The sequence below is a fragment of the Desulfosarcina variabilis str. Montpellier genome (genome assembly GCF_048565275.1).
Classification (GTDB): Bacteria; Desulfobacterota; Desulfobacteria; order Desulfobacterales; family Desulfosarcinaceae; genus Desulfosarcina; species Desulfosarcina variabilis.
On record NZ_CP159846.1, the window covers coordinates 8,027,751 to 8,049,872 of the forward strand.

Genomic DNA, 22,122 nt, shown 5'->3' on the forward strand with positions numbered 1-22,122 from the left:
AAGTTCTCACATGCCGATGCCTACATAGCGCTCGAAGGCTGTTTTGTCCAGCATTCGCCGGCCGTCGATGACCAGCGGCTGGGGTTTTATGGACTGAATCAAGCGGGGCAGATCCTGGAATATCTCCCAACGGGTGAGCAAAACGACCGCATCACAGGATTGCAACGTCTCTTCAACGGTGTCCGCATAGTGGATCGTATCTCCGAACAGTTTGGCGGCTTCATGCCTGGCAACGGGATCAAAGGCCGATACCGTCGCGCCCTGCTCGACGAGCGTACGAACCACCGGGATAGCCGGGGATTCCCGCATATCATCGGTTTCAGGCTTGAATGCCAAGCCAAGAATGGCGATGCGCAGCCCGTTGAGGGATGGGAATTGTTTTTGCAGCATGGCGATGATCTGCCCTGGCTGCATTTGGTTGATCTTGATCACGGAATCGAGCAGATGCATCGGTTCGCCCAGGGCCTTGCCATAGGAGATCAGCGCTTTGACATCCTTGGGAAAACAACTGCCACCAAAACCGCACCCGGCCTCGATGTAGGTGGTAAAGGCGGGAACCACCCGCCGGCCGCTTTCCAGAATGGGACTCAACCGCTTGTCCAGATGGACGCCCTGCATCACTTCGGTAACATCCACATTCCCGGATCTCTGGCACAAATTACCGATCTCGTTTGAAAAGGAAATCATGGTGGCCAGCAGGGAATTGGCGGTGTATTTAATCATTTCCGCGGTTTTGGGCGAGGTGCTGAGAACATCCACGGATTCAAAGGGAGTATAAAGCTGTTGCATCACCGCCAGAGTCCGGTCATCACAGGCGCCCAGCACGATCCGATCCGGCGACATGAAATCGACGACCGCATCGCCTTCGCGAAGAAACTCGGGGTTCATGCCCACACCAAAATCCGGACCGACCTTTTTACCGGACGCGCTTTCAAGCAGCGGCGTCACCACGGTGTCGGTGGTGCCGGGCACCACCGTGCTCTTGACCACCACGACATGGTAGCCGGGTTTGGTTTTCAGCGCGCGCCCAATATCCTTGGCGACTTCACGAATGTAGGTCAGATCGATCTGTTGACCGTCAAAGGGTGTTCCCACGGCAATCAGCGACAAATCGGTGTCGTGAACCGCCTGCTCCAGGTTTGTCGATGCCGTCAGGCGTGTGCCGACATTCTTTTCGAGCAATGCATCCAGGCCTTTTTCGTAAATTGGCGCCACACCGTTGTTGATCTGTTCAACCTTGGACGCATCCACATCCACACAGGTTACCGTGTGTCCCACTTCCGCCAGGCAAACACCGGAAACCAGGCCCACATATCCTGTACCGACAACTGAGATTTTCATCAGGCCTCCTCCGCGACCGGATTGCCCTGATACCACAGCAACGATCGCCTCAACCCCTCGTCAATATCGGTTTGCGGGCAATAACCGATTTCGTTGACGGCTTTATCGATCACCGGACAGCGCCGGTTGGGATTATCCACCAGATACTCTTTTTCATCACTGGTGGTGGTAATCACGCGCCCCGTATAGCCGAACAACTGTTTTGCCTGATCAGCCATGCGCCGGGCCAGCTCGGCCATGGAAATTTCCGGTGTCTTTGTGCCAATGTTGTATGCCTCTGCCTTGCCGCCATTGACGAGGATTTTGTAATATCCCACCACCGCATCGGCGACATAGCAAAAGGTACGCGTCGGCTTGCCGTCCGAAAGCATGACGATATCCTGGTTGCCCAAAATGTTGCGCGCAAAATCAGGAATCACCCGGCGATCGCTGATTTTCAGGCCGGGGCCGTAGTTGTTGAATGGACGGGCGATTTTGATCGGCAGATCAAACTGACGGGCAAAATTCACGCAAAGGGTTTCGCCGTATCGTTTGGATTCATCATAACAGGCACGCGGGCCGGTAAACGATACATTGCCATTGTAGTTTTCCGCCGTGGGTATCTGATCCGGTGTCGGATCACCGTAAACTTCGCTGCTCGAGTAAAAAAGGAACCCCCCGGGAGGGTATTGGCCGCTGGCCTGCTGTTTTTTAAGATACTCCAGCAGGTGTCGCAGACCATTCACATTGGCATCCATCGTTTCAATGGGATGTTTCCGATAAAATGTCGGAGATGCGATGGACGCAGCATGAATGATGAATCCAAAATCATCGTCCATGTCATCCGGAAGGGGCCGAGAAATGTCATGTTGGATGAGCCGGATAGCGGATTGCCCTTCAAGCTGCGCGAGCCATTCCGGCAGCCCGCGAATCAGATTATCGAAAACGGTGAGAGGAATCTTTTCCGATGGGCGAAATTCACGATTCCAGAAATCGACGACTTGAACGAGGTAATACCCGAGAAAGCCGGCACCGCCGGTGATTAACAATTTTCTGCCCCCCATGGCGCCCAATTCCGTTTCCAACTGCCGGCACATGGAGGCTAAATCTTGTTGGACGATCGTATTTGCGTTTTCCATTGTCTCGTCTATAGTTTATGGTATTAAAAAATTCATGAAATTGAAGGTGTTTAGACTACCAGACCATCCAGGGGGCCTTGCCTGAACGCCACAAATCGTCCAAAACATTCTTGTCCCGCAGGGTATCCATTGGATGCCAGAACCCGTAGTGACGGTATGCGGCAAGTTTCTTTTCCCGGGCCAGGGCCTCCATCGGCTCACGTTCCCAAACCGCGTCATCTCCGCTGATGAAATTCATGACGGCAGGCTCCAGCACAAAAAAGCCGCCATTGATCCAGGCGCCGTCGCCGTGTGGCTTTTCCTTGAAAGAATCCACAATATGATTGTTCTTTTTTAAATTGAACGCACCAAATCGACCCGGGGGTTGAACAGCAGTCAGCGTTGCCAGGGCCTTCTGGGCGTGGTGAAAATCAACCAGTTCCTTGATATTGACATCACTCACACCGTCGCCGTAGGTCAGGCAGAAGGTTTCATCCCCAATATACTTTTGCACCCGTTTGAGCCGGCCGCCGGTCATGGTCGATTCGCCGGTATCGACCAGCGTCACCTTCCACGGTTCGGTGCCGTTCTGATGAACCTCAATGCCGTTGTTGCGCAGATCAAAGGTAACGTCAGAACAATGAAGGGTGTACTTGGCGAAATATTCCTTGATCATATAGCCCTTGTACCCCAGGCAAATGATGAAATCGTTGATCCCATGTGCTGAGTAGATCTTCAAGATATGCCACAGAATCGGTCGCTCGCCGATTTCAACCATCGGTTTCGGCCTGACGCCCGTTTCTTCAGACAATCGCGTTCCGAAGCCGCCTGCCAAAATCACTGCCTTCATCATACCCCCTATAAATTCCTTACGTATTTTTTGACTCGTCTACTATCTAATCGTCACATAGCTCCGCCTTCTCAGTTACAACATCGAACCAAGCCTTCCAGCCCGAACGCTGTCAAACGGAAAACGCTGTCATCTAATCGTATTGATCTGCCAAAAACTTAGTATTGTAGGCGCTTGCCAGTGCACGATCAATATCATGAATATGGTTTGGATGCTATGCTGATCGCTCCAATTCCTTGCTCAGTTAATATCGACCGGTAAACCGATATTAATATACCAATCTACAAAGATATTGAAGTGCAAAAACAAAGCAAAAAATATGCAAAGATATCAAATCATTTAAAAAAAGCAGAATTTTTCATTAATTGTAAGCGGTTAACCAAACACCTGCGCAGGACGAACAGCGAAGCGACAATATCCTTGAGTAATATTTACCACCATTTTAGGAACAACTATCACCTATAGGTAACAGGACATCAATCGACCCCAAAAACGGTATCGCAAAATATTATGCATGGCCAATGGCCATATCCAATCGATCATTTATCCATTTTTCGGGTAAACGTAAAATGAAATCACCATAAGTGGAGCGGGAACTTGTCGCCACTCCGCTTATGGTGAATCAATGAACCTGCTGACAGGATACGTTTGTTGGTAATTTCCGTTTAGAACATGGAATCGATAAAACAACCGCCGCCGCCGCCATCGCCGCCATCGCCGCCGCTGTCACCGCTACTATCGCCGCTACTATCACTGTCGCTATCACTTGAAGAGGCAACATCGTTAATAAGAATATCTACAGTGTCGGTTGCCGTTAGCCCGCCGTCGTCGGTGACCGTCAGCTGGAAGGTCAGGGTCGCCCCCGCCGCATCGACCTCCGGTGCGGTAAAGGTGGGCTGGGCAATGGCCGCGTCGGACAGTGGCGCCTCAAGACCGGTGTTATCCGTCCGAGTCCAGGCATAGGTCAGGGTCCCGTCTGCACTGGCTGCACTGGAAGCGCTGCCATCCAAGGTCACAGTAGCCCCTTCTTCCACTTCCTGATCCGCGCCGGCATCAGCATCTGGACTGGTCGTAACATCCCCCACGGTAATATTGACCGTGGCCGGAGCGCTGCTGGTGCCGTCCTCAGTAACGATCAATTGAAAGGTCAAAACGGCGCCGTTTACATCAACCTCCGGTGCGGTAAAAGTCGGTTGGGCAACGGTCGCATCAGACAGTGTCACAGCAAGCCCAGTCGTATCGGTCTGCGTCCAGGCATAGGTCAACGTGCCGCCTGCACCGGCGGTGGACGCCCGACCGTCAAGGGTGACGGTATCTCCCTCGGTTACACTCTGATCCGCACCGGCATCGGCGGTGGGTGCCGTGACCGCTGCGGCGGATACCACCACATTGACACTGGCTGCGCTGGACGTCTGGCCGTCTGCGGCGGTGACCGTCAACTCAAAGGTCAATGTACCTTCCTCTGCTGGTGCGGTGAATGTGGGTTGAGCCGCAGTGGCATCGGAGAGCGTGACCGTTTCTTCAGGTGTTTGCGTCCACTGGTAACCCGTGATCTGAGCATCATCATAGCCAGGCGTGGAACCGGTGCCATCCAACGTAACCTCGGCACCCGTAGACACGGTTTGCTCTGTGCCGGCGTTGGCTGTCGGCGCAGGTCTGGCCGTCTCAATGCTGTTGCCCCCGGAGCCGGCCGTGTAGTTGTCATCGATTTCCTCTGCGGTCAGCGCCTTATTGTAGACGGCGACTTCGTCGATATACCCGTCAAAATAGTACCCCAGCGAGCCATCATTGTTCAGGAAACCCAGGGTAAGCGGCGCATCCGCGGACGCAAAACCGTTTACAAAGTCCCCGGAACCGCCCGTTGTCGGCAAATCCACCGCCGTGTTGTCCACATAAAAGGTGTTGACATTGTTGACGCCGTCTCTGGTAAACACCACGTGATGGGGATTGCCGTCTGAAATGTCGGCCCCTTGGCCAACACCGTTGATCCTCGCACCGCTGCCGTCCTGTACCCAAACGGACGCAAGCCCGTCACCGTTCATCCCAATCCACCACTGAATGCTACCCTCATCCCTTGCAATGGCGACCATGGTGCTGCCGGGGGTGGTGTCGCCTTCGGTCTGGATCCACAGCTCAATGGAAAAATCGTCGTTGCTGGTCCAGTTGAAAGCACTGCTCGCACCGACCTGCAACCCGTCCGGACTGCCGGCCACAAACCGCTGCGCGCCGTTGATCATTACGCCGGTAGCAGGATCCGGATCACCAGGGTCACCATCAGCCGTCACGGCATTGTTGCCGCCAATGACATCCGTATAAGTCGATCCACCGGTTTCATCCAGATGCCACAGGCCGGTGATGTTATTCGGGTAAGGCGCAAAGGCGGAGGATGCGGCGCTGCTTCCGCAGTAATCTGTTCCCGACGCATAATTGGTGCTGATTTCCGCAGCGGTCAGGACCTTATTGTAGACGGCGACTTCGTCGATATACCCGTCAAAATAGTACCCCAGCGAGCCATCGTTATTCATGTGCCCCAGGGTAAGCGGCGCATCCGCAGAGGTAAAACCATTTACAAAGTCCCCGGCACCGCCCGTTGTCGCTATCTCCACGCCCGCGTTATCGTCCACATAAAAAGTGTTGATATTGTTGATGCCGTCTCTGGTAAACACCACGTGATGGGGATTGCCGTCTGAAATGTCGGCCCCAGCGCCGACGCCGGAGATCCTCGCACCACTGCCGTCCTGCACCCAAACGGAAGCCAGCCCGTCACCGTTCATCCCAATCCACCACTGGCTGTTACCCTCGTCCCTTGCAATGGCGACCATGGTGCCGGAGGGGTCGATGTCGCCTTCGGTCTGAATCCACAGCTCAATGGAAAAATCGTCGTTGCTGGTCCAGTTGAAAGCACTGCTCGCACTGACTTGCAGCCTGTCCTGATCACCGGCCACAAACCGCTGCGCACCATTGATCAGAAGACCGGCAGCAGGATCAGGGCCATTGGCACCTTCGGGCACGACGGCACCGTTGCCGCCGATAAAATCCGCAAACGTCGAACCAGAGGTCTCATCCAGTTTCCAGTAACCGGTGATCCCATCCGGACAGGCTGCCATGGCAAGCCCGGTCACCGTCAATGTAAACATGGCAGCCATCCCAGTCAGAAATAGGCTGAACAAAAACACTCTCATTTTTTTCATTTTTACCTTCCTTTGTTGATAAATTGATCAATACCGATCACCCAATCCACCTGTTTTTCTTGATCAACCAGCCACCTATTATAGCCAGATGGGAAGGTGATCTCGTAATGGTGTCGATTACAATAAAACTTGATAGCCTCACGATAGCAATTGGCATACCAACGCCACAAAACATTCAAGTGATATCATTTATTTTATATTATTTCAGGTAGTAATGGCGAAGGCCAACTGAGGCCATTTACTTTCAGATAAACATGTCCGCAAAAAGAAAAGGCTGATTCAAGCATAAAAATTAGGAAAAATGGTATTTTTTTTCCCATAGCATGGGAAACATCTTTCATTGATCCTCATCAACCTGTCGGAACCGCACTGCTTTTCCTAACGGTATCCAAAAAAATTCAGCAGACAACCAAACGCCGATTTCCTGCTGTTTATAGGTCCTGATCCAACGCAACCCTGATGGTAAAAGCATTACCGGCAATGCATCTTCATATGTTTGTGAGTATGGCTAAAGTATAGTGGCTTGTTTTTTGCTTAGAAAAATTCTGTCGTTACTGGAGATATTGCCTGGCAATGTACCACAATCGTCAAAGATAAAAAACAGATTAGTTGGCTTAATAACACTTGACAAGATACGCTGCTTCAACCATTTGATAGATTCCTGATGGCAGGTTGGACCGTTTTGCCCCTTCGGCCAAAAGTAAAGTCGTGCAGTGTCACGCCACACATGCCGGCAATAAGCATGTTGTCAAAAAGGGATAATATGGTTAATGTGCCGCAGATCGAATTAGTCACCACCACACCGGAACAGGAAAATCAATTATAGCGTTTGAGCGGATCAGGATGGGATTTCAAGGAGGATAGGAATAGTGGGTTTACAGGTAAAAAAATCAATCGGCTGTTGTCTTATCGTGTTGTTGCTTTTTGGCTGCGGTGGCAGTGGCGGTGATTCGGAAGAAACAGAGAACCGTACCCCATCGGTCTCCGCCGGTGCGGATCAAACCGTTTATATTATCGATTCTGAAACGCAAACCATCACGCTTTCAGGAACGTCCAGCGACAGCGACGGCACCATCGTCTCCCACCTGTGGGAATCCAGCGATGGCAATGTGTCCTTAAGCGGCGCCGATACCAGTACGGCCACATTTACCGCTGATGCGACGGCACAGACCTATACCTTCACCTACACGGTGACCGACGATGATGGGGCCAGTGCATCGGATGAAGTCAGTATTACCGTGATCAACAATAGTGCACCGACAGTGGATGCCGGTGCGGATCAAACAGTGTTGATCGAGGATTCTGAAACGCAAACAATCACGCTTTCAGGAACGTCCAGCTACGAATACGCGGCCATCGTCTCCCACCAGTGGGAATGCACCAATGGCGATGTGTCGTTAATCGGCGCCAATACCAGTTCGGCCACATTTACCGTTGATGCGACGAACCAGACCTATACCTTCACCTACACGGTGACCTACGGTGATGGGGCCAGCGCCTCGGATGAAGTCAGCGTTACCGTAATCAACAGCAATCCCCCGACAGTGGATGCCGGTACGGATCAGAGCCTGTCCATAAACGCCTCACAAACGCTTACGGTCACCCTTTCCGGGACAGCCAGCGACAGCGACGGCACCATCGCCACCTATCAGTGGGAGCAGACCGAAGGAACAACAGTGACGCTCACCGGAGCAGATTCGGCAACGGCCACCTTCACGGCTGAGGCAACCGCGCAAACCTACACCTTCCGTCTGACGGTGACCGACAACGACGGCGTTCAAAGCTCGGATGAAGTCAGTGTTGTGGTCACCCTCAACGAATCGCCAACCGCCGAAGCCACCGCGGATGACGGCATTGACGAGCCCATTACATTGGCCGCTTCAGGTTCACAAACGATTACGCTTTCAGGAACCGCCACTGATAGTGACGGCGCCATCGCCACTCATCAATGGGAGCAGACCGACGGAACAACAGTCACGCTAACCGGAGCAGATTCGGCAACAGCCACCTTCACGGTCAGCGGAACGACCGATGCCTATACCTTTACCTACACGGTAACCGATGATGGCGGGGCCCAGGCCAGCGACACGGTTACCGTTTACGTCACCCGCATCATGTACGCGGATGATTTTGCCAACGCTAACAACTGGACGTACACGGATGACACCGGAGGGGGGGTCAACTGGGGCGTGGTAAACGGCCAGCTTCGTCAAACCATGTACGATGTCGGCCGGTTTGACTCCGACACCACGACCTATCAGCTGGGCACCTACGCATTGCTTGGCGCATCCAACATCACCAGCGCTTCGTATCGCGTCAGCGTGGATATCACCCCACTAACCAATGGTACCGGCGAGGCCGCCAGCCAGGGCAATGATGTGGGCATCATGTTCCGCTATAGTTCAGGTAATTACTACCGCGTGGCGATGAACGCCAAATTCGGCTATACCCGGTTCGAAAAATACAGCGGGGGCAGTTTTGAACCCCTGGCGGTCAATGCCATCGGCTATGTGGAAGACCAGCAACTGACCATGCAGGCTGAAGTCAACGGCAGCACCATTATCGTCTGGATCGATGATGTACCAATTTTTGCGGTGGTGGATGACGATCCCATCACCTCGGGAACCGTGGCGCTCTACTGCCAGGACAATGCCCAGTTCGACAATGTCGTGATCACCGAAGCGACCTTGCAACCAACCGTGGCCATCGCCACGCCGCTGGCCTATTCGGTCGCGCTGACCGAGGACGATGGCAGCTCGCTGTCGGTTGAGGCCGTGGCGCTCAACATGCCCAGTGGTGGAAGCGTCGGCTTTACCCTCAACGATAATGCGGAAGTTGCAGCAGAGTCATCAGATGATTACTATACCACCCAGTACACCGGTGTGGCGAATGGCAATCACACGATCACGGCGGTCTTGAGGGATGCCGAGGGGCAATCCGTGGCCAGTGCGACCAATGACACCGTCGGTGTCGGGGGTAACTATTATATCGCCATCGGAGACAGCATCACAAACGGCGAGGGGGACGAGGACGATTCCAACAACTGGACCGAACGGATCGTGGCCAACCGGGGTTACGAGGCCCCGCTGGCCGATTTGCTCACAGACGCAACCGGTCGGCCACAGATCGTTTTCAACGAAGGCATCCCCGGTGACGAGAGCGGTGATCTGGAAAACAGAATCGCTTCCATTCTGGAGCGTCACCCCGGGGCGAACCGGGTGCTGATGATGATCGGAACCAATGACAGCGACGGCAATGCTGCAACGCTAGCAGCTTACCAAGGCCATATCAGTAACATCGCCACGGCCATCGTCAACAATGGCAAGGACCTTTGGATCGCCTATCCATTGCCGACCTATACGGATTCTCCGCCAACGACCCTGGACGGCACCAGAAACGGTAACATCGAGGACTTTATTACAGATATCAATACCGTTGTCGCAGGCAATTCGAATATCAGCGTTGGGCCGAACTTTTATGATAGTGAGTTTCGCATCGATAATAATCCCGCTGTTGCTGCTTATTTTTATGACAGCCTGCATCCCAACGACGCCGGATATGAGGTTATGGCTGTTGAATGGGCTGATATATTGCCCTGATCCTGATTTTAAAAGGATTCAATAAAACAACCGTCCCATGGCTGCCTTTTCATAACCAAAGCCGTGAGGGCTTCAAACATCGTGTTGCCGAGTGATGGGGGTAGAAACCAGTACCGCTTTGCCCACTCGCGCCTTGTATTTGAAACCTTGCGGCTTTCGTGTTTTACTACTTATCAATGCAATAATTTTTAATCCCTGCCTCATTTTCAAGCATTTTATGCGTTGCATTGTTTTGAAGCAAAATAATTTATTATAAACAATAACAATCAATTTCCCCTCCTTCTTTTTTTGTCTGCTCCATTTTAAAGCAAAGTTTGCATTTACCAATAACGACAAAAAGTCCTATTCGCAAAAGCGCATAACTTTCCAACACACAAAAGAGGAAAATACTGCCAACAGCCGATAGGAAAAATAGTAAATAGTAGCAATAAGGGTAGAGAAAAAAAATTCCTAAACCCGCCACTAATGGGAACAGCAACATGCTACAAGTACTTAAATTAATTCCTTTATAATCAAAAAAGAAAAAGAGGCACGCTCTTTGCTTTTTACTACCGCAAAACAAACTTCATTACAATCAGGAGCAAATAGAATTATGATGACCAAGAAAAATTTTATCCTTTTGGCACTATTTCTTTCAATGATCTTTTCCTTCTCACTGATGGGTTGTGGCGGTGGCGGTGGCGATGATTCTGATGAATCGGCGGCATCCAACTCAACCACAACGACGAACACAACCACGACGACTACCACAACATCGACGGCACCTGAAATATCGGTGCTACCGGAAAGCTTTGATTTCGGCATCGTAACGGATGTTAATTCTGTCGAGCCTCTGGAAGTCACCATCCAGAACAACGGTGCGGCGAATCTGGTTGTATCTGACATCACGTTGTCGGATACAGTCAACTTCAGCCTGGATTTAAACGGTGGTACCACCCCATGCGGATCCAGCACACCCACCATCGCGGCTGACGCAAACTGTACCGTGATTATTGATTTTGATCCTCAAGATACGACGATCCCCGCAGAGGGTATTGATTATCCAGCGGTTCTTAGCGTCCTGTCCAACGACACCACATCACCGCAGGTCGACATCGACTTAGCGGGCAAGCGGCAGGATATCACTGAGATCAATGTCACCATCAATCAAATCGATGCCTGCCCGCGTAGTGTCGGCGAGCAGGTGAAGGCCTATGTATCGGTTACGGATCAAGGCGGATTCCCGGTAACCACACTGGAGGCCACCGATTTTGCCTTGACCGAGACCGTGAGAGGCGCCTCAACAGCCTACAGTCCATCAGCGGATGCCACTTTCATTGACGCGGATAGCGCCAACCCTGTCACCATTTCCATCGCACTGTTAATGGACTACAGCTTCAGTATTACGCAAGAACCCGACAATGTCACCGATATGGAAAATGCCGCGCTCAGCTTTGTCTCTCAACTGGGAGAAAACGATGAGGCGGAAGTCATTAAGTATTCAACAACAATAGAGAGAGTCCAACCATTTACAAGTGATCAAACATCGCTGAGTACGGCAATTCAATCCACTTGGAGCGGCGCCGGTGGAAAAACAGCCCTCTACGACGCCATCGCACTGGCGGTCGAGGATATTTCGGCCAGCACCAAGGATAGAACCGCTATCATCATCATCACTGACGGTGAGGATAATGACGGCTCGGGCGAACCGCTGTCGGACAGTACACTGGAAGAGGTCATTATTGATGCCAAGTTAGACGGAGTTCCGGTTTTTACCGTTGGTCTCGGTGATCGAGTCAACCCTGATCTTTTGCAGTTCATTGCGGATCAGACCGGCGGGACCTTTTCTGCTTCGACGACGTCGGACAATCTGGCGACCGTTTATCAGCAATTGGCAAGCCTTCTGTTTACCAACCAGTATGTATTGACCTACAATACAACCCTGGATAGCACCCAGATCGGAGCGCTCCAGGTAACCGCCACATACGCAACAGGAATTACGGGAACCGATACAATCGATATCCTTACATGCGATTGATCCCTTAGAGCCTGTTTGATAAATCCGTCTAAGGCCCGCTAGCGGCGTTGGAAAGTGTCTCAAAATGCTCACATATTACATGATTAAGCTGGTCTATGGGCCAGTGTTAAGTTTAAAGTGTTAAGGAAAGGCATCCTATCGATTCCTATATAAAATCAGATCCGATCCACCACTTAAAACTTAACACTTGAAACTTAACACTTTTACAAAACAACCTTGCCGCGAGCTTTTCGTCTCTAACTTGAGCTTTCTGGAGAACCGCGTAGCAGAAAACCACCGGGCATATGCCCGGTGGTTTTTTATTGGCCTGATTCACGGTTTCAGGCACCTGGGCTTTGAAAAAGACGCCTTGCTGGTGTATATAATTCTGTGAAATTCCTTCCTACAATCCCAATCAAGGAGTCGGACATGGAAAAATCCGTATTGGTGCCCGTTGCCGACGGGACCGAAGAGTTGGAAGCCGTGGCCATCGTCGATATTCTGCGCCGGGCCGGAGCGACGGTCACTGTGGCCTCGGTCAGCGGTAATCTGCAAATCACCGCCTCGCGAGGGGTTGTCATCACCGCCGACACCCTGATCCAAGACTGCGTGGACAGCGATTACGACCTGGTCGTACTGCCCGGTGGAATCCCCGGTGCCCAGCACCTGCGTGACGCCCCGGATCTGATTCGCATCCTTAAAAAACAACGTGAAGATGGAAAACTGTACGGCGCCATTTGTGCCAGCCCGGCCATTGTCCTGGATCATCACGGGCTACTCGAAGGACACCGTGCCACCTGCCACCCGGGTTTTGCAAAGGAGATGAACGAAAAACACCATAAGGACGAGCGTGTCCTGCTGGATGGCAATTGTTTGACCAGCCGGGGGGCGGGAACGGCCGTGGAATTTGCTTTGGCGCTGGTGGAAACGCTATATGATCAGGCAACGCGGCAGGAAGTCGCCGGTTCACTGGCGCTATAATAATAAGGAAAACCATCGTGAAGATATTGATCTGTGGAAAAGGCGGCAGCGGAAAAAGCACCCTGACCTCGATTCTGGCCCGGGCATTGAATAAAAACGGAAAAACCGTTCTGGTGGTTGATGCGGACGAATCCAATCTTTGCCTCAACCGGCTACTGGGTGCCCGCATGCCCGATGTTCTCATGGACGCCATGGGCGGACGAAAAGGGGTTAAGGAAAAATTGAATCCCCCGCTGCCGGTTCAGCCGGAGGAGGCGTTTCTGAAAGATCCGTTGACGCTTGCCGACATCCCCGAGGCATGTCTGGCTGACGCGAATGGCGTCAAGTTGCTGGTAGTGGGCAAAATCCGTGCATTTGGCGAAGGATGCGCCTGCATGATCGGTAACATTTCCAAGACCGTTCTCAATCGTTTGCAAACAAAGCCAAACGAAATTGTGCTGATTGATGCCGAGGCCGGCCTGGAGCATTTCGGGCGGCGCGTGGATGCCGGCTGCGATTTGATCCTGTGCGTGGTCGACCCGACCTTCGAATCCTTCACCCTTGTTGACAGCGTCCAGCGCATGGCCGAGTCCGCCGGCATTGAGGTAGCCTATGTTCTCAATAAGGTCGACGACACCGTCCGTCAGCCCATGACCGAACGCCTGGATTCGCGTCAGGTACTCACCGCCATCCCCAAAAGTGAAGTGCTGTTCACGAAAAGCCTCAACGGTGACCCCCTGGACGTGGACTTTCAGGAGATTCAACCGATTTGCGATTTCATTGAAAGGTTCGAGAAACCATCGGTGACATTTAAAATTCTATAGGGTCCGCCAGGTCCACGACCCCGTTGAGAGCTCCCCAGGCAGAGGCCTGGGCGCGGTCATTGACCCCGATCTTGTTGAAAATATGAATCACATGGCTTTTCACGGTATGCGGAGAGATATCCAGATGTCTTGAAATCTCATTGTTTGTGGCCCCTTTGGTGATCCAACGCAGGACCTGGATTTCACGCGGGGTGAGGGGGGTTGGCAGTTGGGCGTTGGCCAGGGCGATGTCCGCTTGCCGGCGACGCTCAAAGGCCGACACCTGCGCCTCAAGGGCCTCGATGTGCGCTTGTTTCTGACTTATTTTACGGCGCAGGCAGGTGGTATCGATATCCAGTGAAATCGTACGAGCAATGCCGCCTTTTTCGTCATAGACCGGAAATGTGGCTTTTTCCTCCATGGGGTTGGCCAGATGGGGGCAGTTGACCATGGATGTACGCCCGCGTGAAAGCGCTGCGGCAAAGGCCATGCAGGTGAGAAAGCCACAGTCCCGGCAATTGGAACCAGGCAACAGCCGGTAGATATCCAAGGCTGAAACAGGCTTGAACTTCTTGTGGTTGGGGGTGATCTGCGGACGGCGTCTGCTCAGATCCCGAATAAAATCCAAAAGGGTCGGCAAAAACGCCATGGCCTCGGTCAATGTCCGCACCGGAGCAAACGCGCCTTCGGTGGAATAAAAGGCACAAAGCCGCTCCGCAAGCATGAATCTGATGTAAACCGGCTTTTCATAGTACTGGGCATGATCGGCCACAGCATTGATATACGGGAAAAGCGAGGCCAGCTCGCAGTCCAATTCAAAGCGCGCACCATTGGCTCCGCAATCGATTTCCGCGTTCTGGCCAGCCAACGGACCGGATGTAAAAAGGCTCAAGGTTGCGTAGGCTGTGGAGAAATCATGGTTCGCAAGGAAAATGTCTTGACGCATATCGCCATCCATGGGGGTTGCCACGAAATCATCTAAAATCGATGAACTCGTAAAAAGTCGCTGTTCGGACGGATTCGTAAAAAAATTGAGCAGTCGTTGAAATACTCAGAGCCTGGGAAGCTGCATTCATCCCTCCTATATTCCCTTCCCCAAAAAGTAAAGATTTTTAGGCTGGCCGATCGGTAAACCATTCCCTATTCCTTCCGACGGTTTCATAAAAATACAATGAAATGCTCAAAAAAAAGGGGAAATCGCCCAAATGGGGGATTTCAGACGCGGCCTTTCTTTTTATGATCGCCGGCATTGACCAATCAATAGAAAGGAGCTCCCCATGCCCCGATTCAACACGCTCATGGATGTGTTCAAGCTGCTGGAAAAATCCAATTGCCGCAAGTGCAATGAAAAAACCTGCCTGGCCTTTGCCGCCGCCGTAATCGGTGGTCGTCGGCCGCTTTCGGATTGTCCCCTGGTGGATCCCGAGATCGCCCGAGAGGTTGACGGCCAAGCCCCCAAACGGGTCAATGTCCAACAGGAAGTCGAAAACCAGTTGGCCAAGCTCAAAGCGCAGCTGCGGCAAGTCGATTTCACCGATGCCGCCCGACGCATTGGCGCTGCGTATGATGGCAGGAGACTGGTTGTTAAGGTGATGGGTAAGGATTTTGGGTTGGATGCCGACGGCACGGTCTACACGGACATCCATGCCAATCCATGGGTGACGACCCCGATTGTCAATTATATTCTGCACTGCAAAGGAACCCCGGTCAAAGGTGAATGGGTCCCGTTACGCGAATTGCCCAGCGGCGCGGATTGGTACCGATTGTTCGGCCAGCGCTGCGAAAAACCCATGCAAAAAGTAGCCGATGGATATCCTGACCTGTTCAGCGATCTGGTGGACCTGTTCAATGGCCGGCCGGCCGGGGAGCAATTTCAGTCGGATGTGGCCCTGATTCTTTTTCCCTTGCCGCTGGTACCGCTTTTGGTCTGTTACTGGCAGGCGGAAGACGGCATGGATTCCAACCTTAATCTTTTCTTTGATGTCACGGCCGAGGAAAATCTGGGTATTGGTGGCCTGTATGCTCTGGGCGCCGGGATCACTCGCATGTTTGAAAAGCTTGCCCTGCGGCATGGCATAAGCGCATAGCTGAAAATGGAGGTATTCAATGACAACACGGGCACCTATTTTTGATCAGATTTTAGCGGATTATCGACAAAAGGTAAAAGACCTTGGCGAGGACGCCGGGCGGTGCGAGACACTGGGGGTCACGCAAACGCAAACCGGGTTCACGGTTCCCCTTTTCAACCAGTCCATCACCATCACCCCGGATCGAATCGTTGATGAAAACGGTGTTCCCCCCAGCCATTCGGCCAGTGTCCTGGTCTGCCAATATTTGCTGCTTTGCCCCGACTATCCGCAAACCGATCGCACACTGGTCACCTACAAGGATTTCAAGGACGCCGCCCCTTATGTGATCGGTTTTAAAAACACGGCCGAGCATGCAATCGCCAAGACATTTTCAGGCCGGTTAGATGCACTTGAAATGGCTTGCCAGGCACTGGACGGACAGCCCTTCGACACGGATGTGGCCTGCCAGACGGCCTTTCAATTCCAAGCCCTGCCCCGGGTGCCGATCTTTTTGCTTTTCAACGATGCGGACGATGATTTCCCGGCCCAGTGCACGCTGTTGTTCTGGAAAAATGCGGCCGGTTATCTGGATATGGAGTGCCTGGCCATGATCGGTGGAATGTTGGCGCACCGGCTTCAGGAAAGCTATAAGCTCAGATAAGGCCGGTTTTATCGCCCCTCACCCCGGCCCTCTCCCCTCGCGGGGCGAGGGAGTGATGGTCTGGTGGTACCGTGCCCGGGATCAACATTCGGCATCGTCAGGCAACACCAAGTTACCGGCTTATTGCCGGTACCCTCATCCAAACGTCCCCTCGCCCCATCGGGGAGAGGATAGGGTGAGGGGGATTGACCGATTTCCGATATCAAGGTCTAAAACCATGGGAGTGGCATGCAACCGATTTTGACGTCCAACCACTTTTTAATGAAATCGTAAAGAGTCCAATTTTCGGTGGGTGACTTCCTTAGAAGTCCTTTTCCAGAGGCCGTTATTACCAAACCAAGAATCCGTGGTAATGATAATTCACACTTGACGAAAAACCCGGGCGATGTCCACAATCATTTCTATACTGAGAGCAAACTTGCTTTTGAATGACTCGCCATTTTTCGGAATCATTTCCCAGCGTGTCTGCCATAATAATCGTTTCCATAGAATTTGGGGGGGAAGCCATGAATGTGTAAAATCTTTTTCGGGGTATCCCTGAAAATCCGAAAAGTGTTTTGAGACTTCGAAAGATAACAGATTAAATACTACCAACGGTCATTCCCTTTTTGCTGGTCTTGATCGGTTCTGCCCCTCAATGTTGATAGTGTGCCCAAATGGTTGCTCTATTTTTTGCTTTCCGATAGAAAACAAATCATTCACTGAGAGATGCTGCGTGTATCTCGTTTTTATTGACATGTTTCAGTAAAAATAATATCATTAAATACTATTTAAACGAAAACCTTTTTTAGATATTTTCGTTTAATATAATAAATAGTTACATTCATAGAAGGCCAATTTTAGCATCTCCATAAAATGAAGATTTGCACGTGAAGAAGTAATTCTTGTAAGTATTATTTCTGCTACATGCTAATCAATAAAAAATGTTGTGTTCTATATTCTACTATAGATACTTTTGCCACAACAGATCTTCGGTTTGCAAAAGACAAAAAGATGCTGATATCAAATTAAAAAGCATCTTTCCAGTCAAGCACTATATAGCTTATATTCTTTGGTAGAAATTCCAAAGTGTTCGATAGTTATTTTTGATCTGCTTCGCTGGACAGCAATAGCACAGATATACCAGAAAGATACCTAAACTGGGCGATTGTCGAGCTTGCCGCATATACAAGGCAGATGTCTTTCCGCTATAGTCGACTATGCGGGAAGGCATCTAACGCCGTAGATGCGGTGAGATCGGCAACCCCGCCAGGGGTTCAAATTCTGGGAGGCAATAATGACCTACTGTATTACCATGCTTACCAATTTTCATGTATACCAGAATTTGAATCGCCCAGTTTAGGAGATATAAGTTGATAGACGATTATATCTTTCGAGGGAGTCATTGCATCTTACGGTTGTGATTAATCATACATTAACTTTCTGAAGTAATAATAAAAACAAGTTCTTCAAATTCAAAATATTCACAGGAGGAATGTATGAAAAAAACAATATTAATTATGACAATCTGCTGTTTTTTGTATTCTGTTGCTAATGTCGGCGCTTCAGGATTTATTACTTACTCTTTTGATGACGGCGATACAAACACATACAATGTAGCCTATCCTATCCTCGCCGCCCATGGACAGATTGGAACTGTGAATCCAGTGCTAAATCGTGTTCTTTCAGGCACTTATTCCTCGATGAATGTTCAGCAGTTGCTTGATCTTCAAGCAGCAGGTTGGGAAATTTGCTCTCATAGTGTCATTCATGTAAATATGGAATACCTGCCATTAACTTATGAAGATGAAACTTCGGGATCTTCTAACTCTGCTGAACGAGAGTTGGAAATGTCAAAAATCGGTTTCAATGACTTGGGATTGAACGTGCAAAACTTTGTTGTTCCAGGTAGTCGATGGAATAATGACTTGGCTGCCATTGCAGCCAGGTACTACAATAGTGCAGCAACAGGGGGAGTATCCGCAAACACATTGCCCTTGGAGAATCGATGGGCGATAAAACGCAGATGTGTCAATGCTAAATATAGTGTAAGCGATATTATTGCCTGGATCAATAATGCCGTTAATAATGATGAATGGTTAATCTTGATGTTCCACAACATTTGTGAAAGCGAAACATGCGGGTATGCGCCCTGGGCTGAATCCAAACTTGACGCACTGGCCACCTGGGTGGAAAATCAAGGAATAACGGTTGTTACTCAACAGCAAGGCTTAGCGTTATCAAACACACCTATTAATGATAATTTTGCTTGCGGAGCCTTAATAGACACCTATTTTTTGAGAGATACCCTTAATAATGGAATGGAATGCTACACAGATCGCAATTATACGCTGACCAGTGTCCCTTCCGCCTATATCGGCATGGATGCAATCCTGACGCCCAACGATGATCGTAACGACACCGATGCCACTGACTACCTGACCTTTACCATGCCCGACAATGGCATGGTATATGTGGCCTATGATGCCCGTGCCACCGCTTTGCCGACATGGATGAGCGGTTTTAGCCGTACCGGAGATAGGATATATACCTCGCTGAGCACACAGCCTTATTTGAACGTTTACAGTCGCAGTTATAACGCTGGAGAATGTGTTAACCTTGGCGCAAATAAAGGCAGCGGTTTTTCAGGCAATACGGTTAGCAATTATCTGGTGTTTTATGGTGATGGAGCAAATTTGCCATCTCCTACTTGTATTTTGGATTACGATTTCGAACAGACAACCCTTGCAGCGAATATGGAATACTACACAGATCGCAATTATACGCTGACCAGTGTTCCTTCCGGATATATCGGTATGGATGCAATCCTGACGCCCAACGATGAGCGTAACTACACCGATGCCACCGACTACCTGACCTTTACCATGCCCGACAATGGCATGGTATATGTGGCCTATGATGCCCGTGCCACCGCTTTACCGAATTGGATGAGCGGTTTTAGCCGTACCGGAGATAGGATATATACTTCGCTAAGCACACAGCCTTATTTGAACGTTTACAGTCGCAGTTATAACGCCGGAGAATGTGTTAACCTTGGCGCAAATAAAGGCAGCGGTTTTTCAGGCAATACGGTTAGCAATTTTATGGTGTTTTATGGTGATGGAGCAAATTTGCCCTCTCCTACTTGCATTTTGGATTACGATTTCGAACAGACATCCCTTGCAGCGAATATGGAATACTACACAGATCGCAATTATACGCTGACCAGTGTTCCTTACGGCTATATCGGTATGGATGCAATCCTGACGCCCAACGATGAGCGTAACTACACCGATGCCACCGACTACCTGACCTTTACCATGCCCGACAATGGCATGGTATATGTGGCCTATGATGCCCGTGCCACCGCTTTACCGAATTGGATGAGCGGTTTTAGCAGTACCGGAGATAGGATATATACCTCGCTGAGCACACAGCCTTATTTGAACGTTTACAGTCGCAGTTATAACGCCGGAGAATGTGTTAACCTTGGCGCAAATAAAGGCGAAGGTTTTTCGGGACAGACGGTTAGCAATTATCTGGTGTTTTATTAGCAGATAGTGAATTTCAATCCACTCCATTCTCGCATCATCGCGTTCCCTCGCCCCCGGGGGAGAGGGACAGGGTGAGGGGGCAAAAATGGAAGATTGCCGATCAGAGTAAAGTTGAAACAAAAAATCCGTCACCATCAACCCACCGAGTGGCCAAAACGATGATCAAGGCCACTCTTCAGCCTTCAGCCGAAACGGCTACGGCCTATAATCGCAGGCATGGCCAGCTCCTGATATGGTTGAACATTTGTCAAGGGAAAAACCGATCCATAACCAAAAAAATGGGTTGATGCTTTTCATCGAGCGTTTGGATTGAGGCGGGGTTTGCAATAACGACGGTTGAGCACTCTGATATTCGCGGATTGGGTACCGCCTGACTAGGCTTCGTCGTGGAGCTGCCTCGGTCTACAAGCGGGAGTTTCAGCCGCAAGGCTTATTCCGATAGGAGCAACGAGGGTTCTCCAAACCGCAACCGCGCCTCCATCCAAACGCTCGATGGCTATGTTTGTTCTTTGATAAAGCGAGTCCTTTCAGCTCTATTTTTTGGGTTGCTAAAACCGTTTAAGAAGAAGTATTCTTCCAGCTTCTTGAGCCGGAGCGACAGTCGCGCTTCTCTCGCCGTCGCTAAGTTTCATCCAGCGTGGAAATTCAGGACTGTCAAGGCTGCGAGCTTAAGCGAGCACCCGTAGGGCTTGGCCTTGATAGTCCTGGGTTTCCACGCTATACCTCCGCATCAATTAGCGGCGTCCATCTCAACCTTTAAACCGCTATTGGAACGGCACGAGCAATGGCCCAGATGAAGCCGGACAATTCTCGCGCGATCGCGGTGACAACCACGTTATGGTTCTTTCCCTTTGCGATCAGCCGACGGTAACGCTGGCACAGCCGCAACTGCGCATTCCAGGCGATCTCAAGCACTTCTTCGGGTAAGCCTTCCTGACGCTTGCGGATAGCCTTACTTTTCCGTGCCGGCAAGCGATAGGATTGGGCCGATTCAATCAATGTCCTCCGGGCATGGCTATTACCGGTTTTGGTAATGGGTCCCCTTTTGATGGTTGGGCCGCTTGAATGTTCCGATGGAACCAGGCCCAAATAGGCCATCAGTTGTGAGGGGTGATCAAAACGGGTTAGATCTCCCAGTTCAGTAACGACAGTTACCGCGCTGATCAAACTGATTCCCCTGAGCGCTTGCAGGGCCTCGACAACCGGAAGAAGACGCCAGTTTTGGCAAGATGCCACAATTGATTTTTCGAGTCGTTTGATTCGGGCCTCTTGGTTTTCCATGGCATCCAGATACTCGGTAAGGGCAATCTGTTGGGCCGGATGCGGCATCTTCAAATCTGCCAACCAGGTCAAATGGCCTTTACTCCATTTGCTTTTGCCCGAATAGCTCATCCCTTGGCGCAACACGAATGCATTGATCTGTTGTTTAACCGTTTTACGCGCGGTTGTAATATCTTTTCGGGTACGAACCAGGTCACGAAGGACTTCATCGCTTTCATCAGGGACATACACCGGCGTGAGATCTCCGGAGCGGTGAAGCGTTGCCAGGTTGGTCGCATCCCGGCGATCATTCTTAATCCGATCGCCCGTTTTTTTGGGGATCAGCGCCGGGGCCACAACAACGCAATCGATCCCCTGATTTGTTAAATGCCTGCAAATCGTGTAGCCGCAGGGACCTGCTTCATAGACACAATGCAATTCACTGTTTTTTGAAATCAGCTTACGCATGACCTTATCAATCTGCCCCAGGTCGTTGTGGATTTTACCATACACCCGAACGTTTCCGTCACGGCCTTCATCGGCAATAGCAATGGTAATCGAATCTTTGTGGACATCCAAACCAACATACTTTATTATCTTGCTCACGGCCTGCCTCCTTGATTTTGGCTCTGTAGTTAGGGTTTGTAAAAATGCTTACTATAACCCACGTTTTCAAGGTTTGGCAGGCTTTTCTATTGGCTGCGTTGGTTAACGTTCAACCATATTGTCTACATGGGGGCACGGAGGATGGGGGCGAATGGG

The 22,122-nt window shown here is 50.8% G+C and carries 14 protein-coding genes; 7 read left to right on the top strand and 7 right to left on the bottom strand.

All coding sequences use genetic code 11. The features are described from left to right. Positions 1-6: 6 nt before the first annotated feature. From Dvar_RS36310 to Dvar_RS36330, 5 genes are all read right to left on the bottom strand, one after another. On the bottom strand, positions 7-1,341 hold the full coding sequence (locus Dvar_RS36310; protein WP_419658249.1) for a UDP-glucose dehydrogenase family protein: 1,335 nt from the start codon (positions 1,339-1,341) through the stop codon (positions 7-9). Then, positions 1,341-2,459 carry an NAD-dependent epimerase/dehydratase family protein gene (locus Dvar_RS36315; RefSeq protein ID WP_419658251.1) on the bottom strand — a complete coding sequence of 373 codons (1,119 nt, stop codon included), beginning with the start codon at positions 2,457-2,459 and terminating at the stop codon, positions 1,341-1,343. Before Dvar_RS36315 ends, Dvar_RS36310 begins: the two co-directional genes overlap by 1 nt. Positions 2,460-2,514: 55 nt before the next feature. After that, positions 2,515-3,291, bottom strand: coding sequence for a glucose-1-phosphate cytidylyltransferase (rfbF, locus tag Dvar_RS36320; protein WP_419658253.1), 777 nt, complete (start codon positions 3,289-3,291; stop codon positions 2,515-2,517). A 662-nt stretch (positions 3,292-3,953) separates the two neighbouring features. Continuing rightward, positions 3,954-6,479, bottom strand: coding sequence for a PKD domain-containing protein (locus Dvar_RS36325; RefSeq protein WP_419658255.1), 2,526 nt, complete (start codon positions 6,477-6,479; stop codon positions 3,954-3,956). Between the two features lie 194 nt (positions 6,480-6,673). Then, a complete protein-coding gene (locus tag Dvar_RS36330) occupies positions 6,674-6,820 on the bottom strand; it encodes a hypothetical protein (RefSeq protein ID WP_419658257.1) in 147 nt (48 codons plus the stop codon). Between the two features lie 528 nt (positions 6,821-7,348). Here Dvar_RS36330 and Dvar_RS36335 point away from each other — a divergent pair. The 4 genes from Dvar_RS36335 to Dvar_RS36350 all read left to right on the top strand — a co-directional run bounded on the left by Dvar_RS36335 (position 7,349) and on the right by Dvar_RS36350 (position 13,858). Further along, positions 7,349-10,078 (top strand): PKD domain-containing protein, encoded by a 2,730-nt coding sequence (locus Dvar_RS36335; RefSeq protein WP_419658258.1) that lies wholly within the window; start codon positions 7,349-7,351, stop codon positions 10,076-10,078. Positions 10,079-10,670: 592 nt separating this feature from the next. Beyond that, on the top strand, positions 10,671-12,095 hold the full coding sequence (locus tag Dvar_RS36340) for a VWA domain-containing protein (protein WP_419658259.1): 1,425 nt from the start codon (positions 10,671-10,673) through the stop codon (positions 12,093-12,095). Positions 12,096-12,503: 408 nt separating this feature from the next. Next, positions 12,504-13,055 (top strand): DJ-1 family glyoxalase III, encoded by a 552-nt coding sequence (locus tag Dvar_RS36345; RefSeq protein WP_419658260.1) that lies wholly within the window; start codon positions 12,504-12,506, stop codon positions 13,053-13,055. Between the two features lie 17 nt (positions 13,056-13,072). Further along, positions 13,073-13,858 (top strand): P-loop NTPase, encoded by a 786-nt coding sequence (locus Dvar_RS36350; RefSeq protein ID WP_419658261.1) that lies wholly within the window; start codon positions 13,073-13,075, stop codon positions 13,856-13,858. On the opposite strand, the gene Dvar_RS36355 is transcribed toward Dvar_RS36350, so the two are convergent. Continuing rightward, positions 13,845-14,783 carry a LuxR C-terminal-related transcriptional regulator gene (locus tag Dvar_RS36355; protein WP_419658262.1) on the bottom strand — a complete coding sequence of 313 codons (939 nt, stop codon included), beginning with the start codon at positions 14,781-14,783 and terminating at the stop codon, positions 13,845-13,847. The two genes, Dvar_RS36350 and Dvar_RS36355, sit on opposite strands and share 14 nt — an antisense overlap. A gap of 331 nt (positions 14,784-15,114) precedes the next feature. On the opposite strand from Dvar_RS36355, the gene Dvar_RS36360 reads away from it, so the two are divergent. From Dvar_RS36360 to Dvar_RS36370, 3 genes are all read left to right on the top strand, one after another. Beyond that, a complete protein-coding gene (locus Dvar_RS36360) occupies positions 15,115-15,924 on the top strand; it encodes a DUF3786 domain-containing protein (RefSeq protein ID WP_419658263.1) in 810 nt (269 codons plus the stop codon). Between the two features lie 19 nt (positions 15,925-15,943). Beyond that, positions 15,944-16,567, top strand: coding sequence for a DUF3786 domain-containing protein (locus tag Dvar_RS36365; protein ID WP_419658264.1), 624 nt, complete (start codon positions 15,944-15,946; stop codon positions 16,565-16,567). 1,478 nt (positions 16,568-18,045) lie between these two features. Further along, positions 18,046-20,100 carry a polysaccharide deacetylase family protein gene (locus Dvar_RS36370; protein WP_419658265.1) on the top strand — a complete coding sequence of 685 codons (2,055 nt, stop codon included), beginning with the start codon at positions 18,046-18,048 and terminating at the stop codon, positions 20,098-20,100. Positions 20,101-20,856: 756 nt separating this feature from the next. On the opposite strand, the gene Dvar_RS36375 is transcribed toward Dvar_RS36370, so the two are convergent. Further along, positions 20,857-21,966, bottom strand: coding sequence for an IS110 family transposase (locus Dvar_RS36375; RefSeq protein WP_419658267.1), 1,110 nt, complete (start codon positions 21,964-21,966; stop codon positions 20,857-20,859). Between the last annotated feature and the right edge of the window lie 156 nt (positions 21,967-22,122).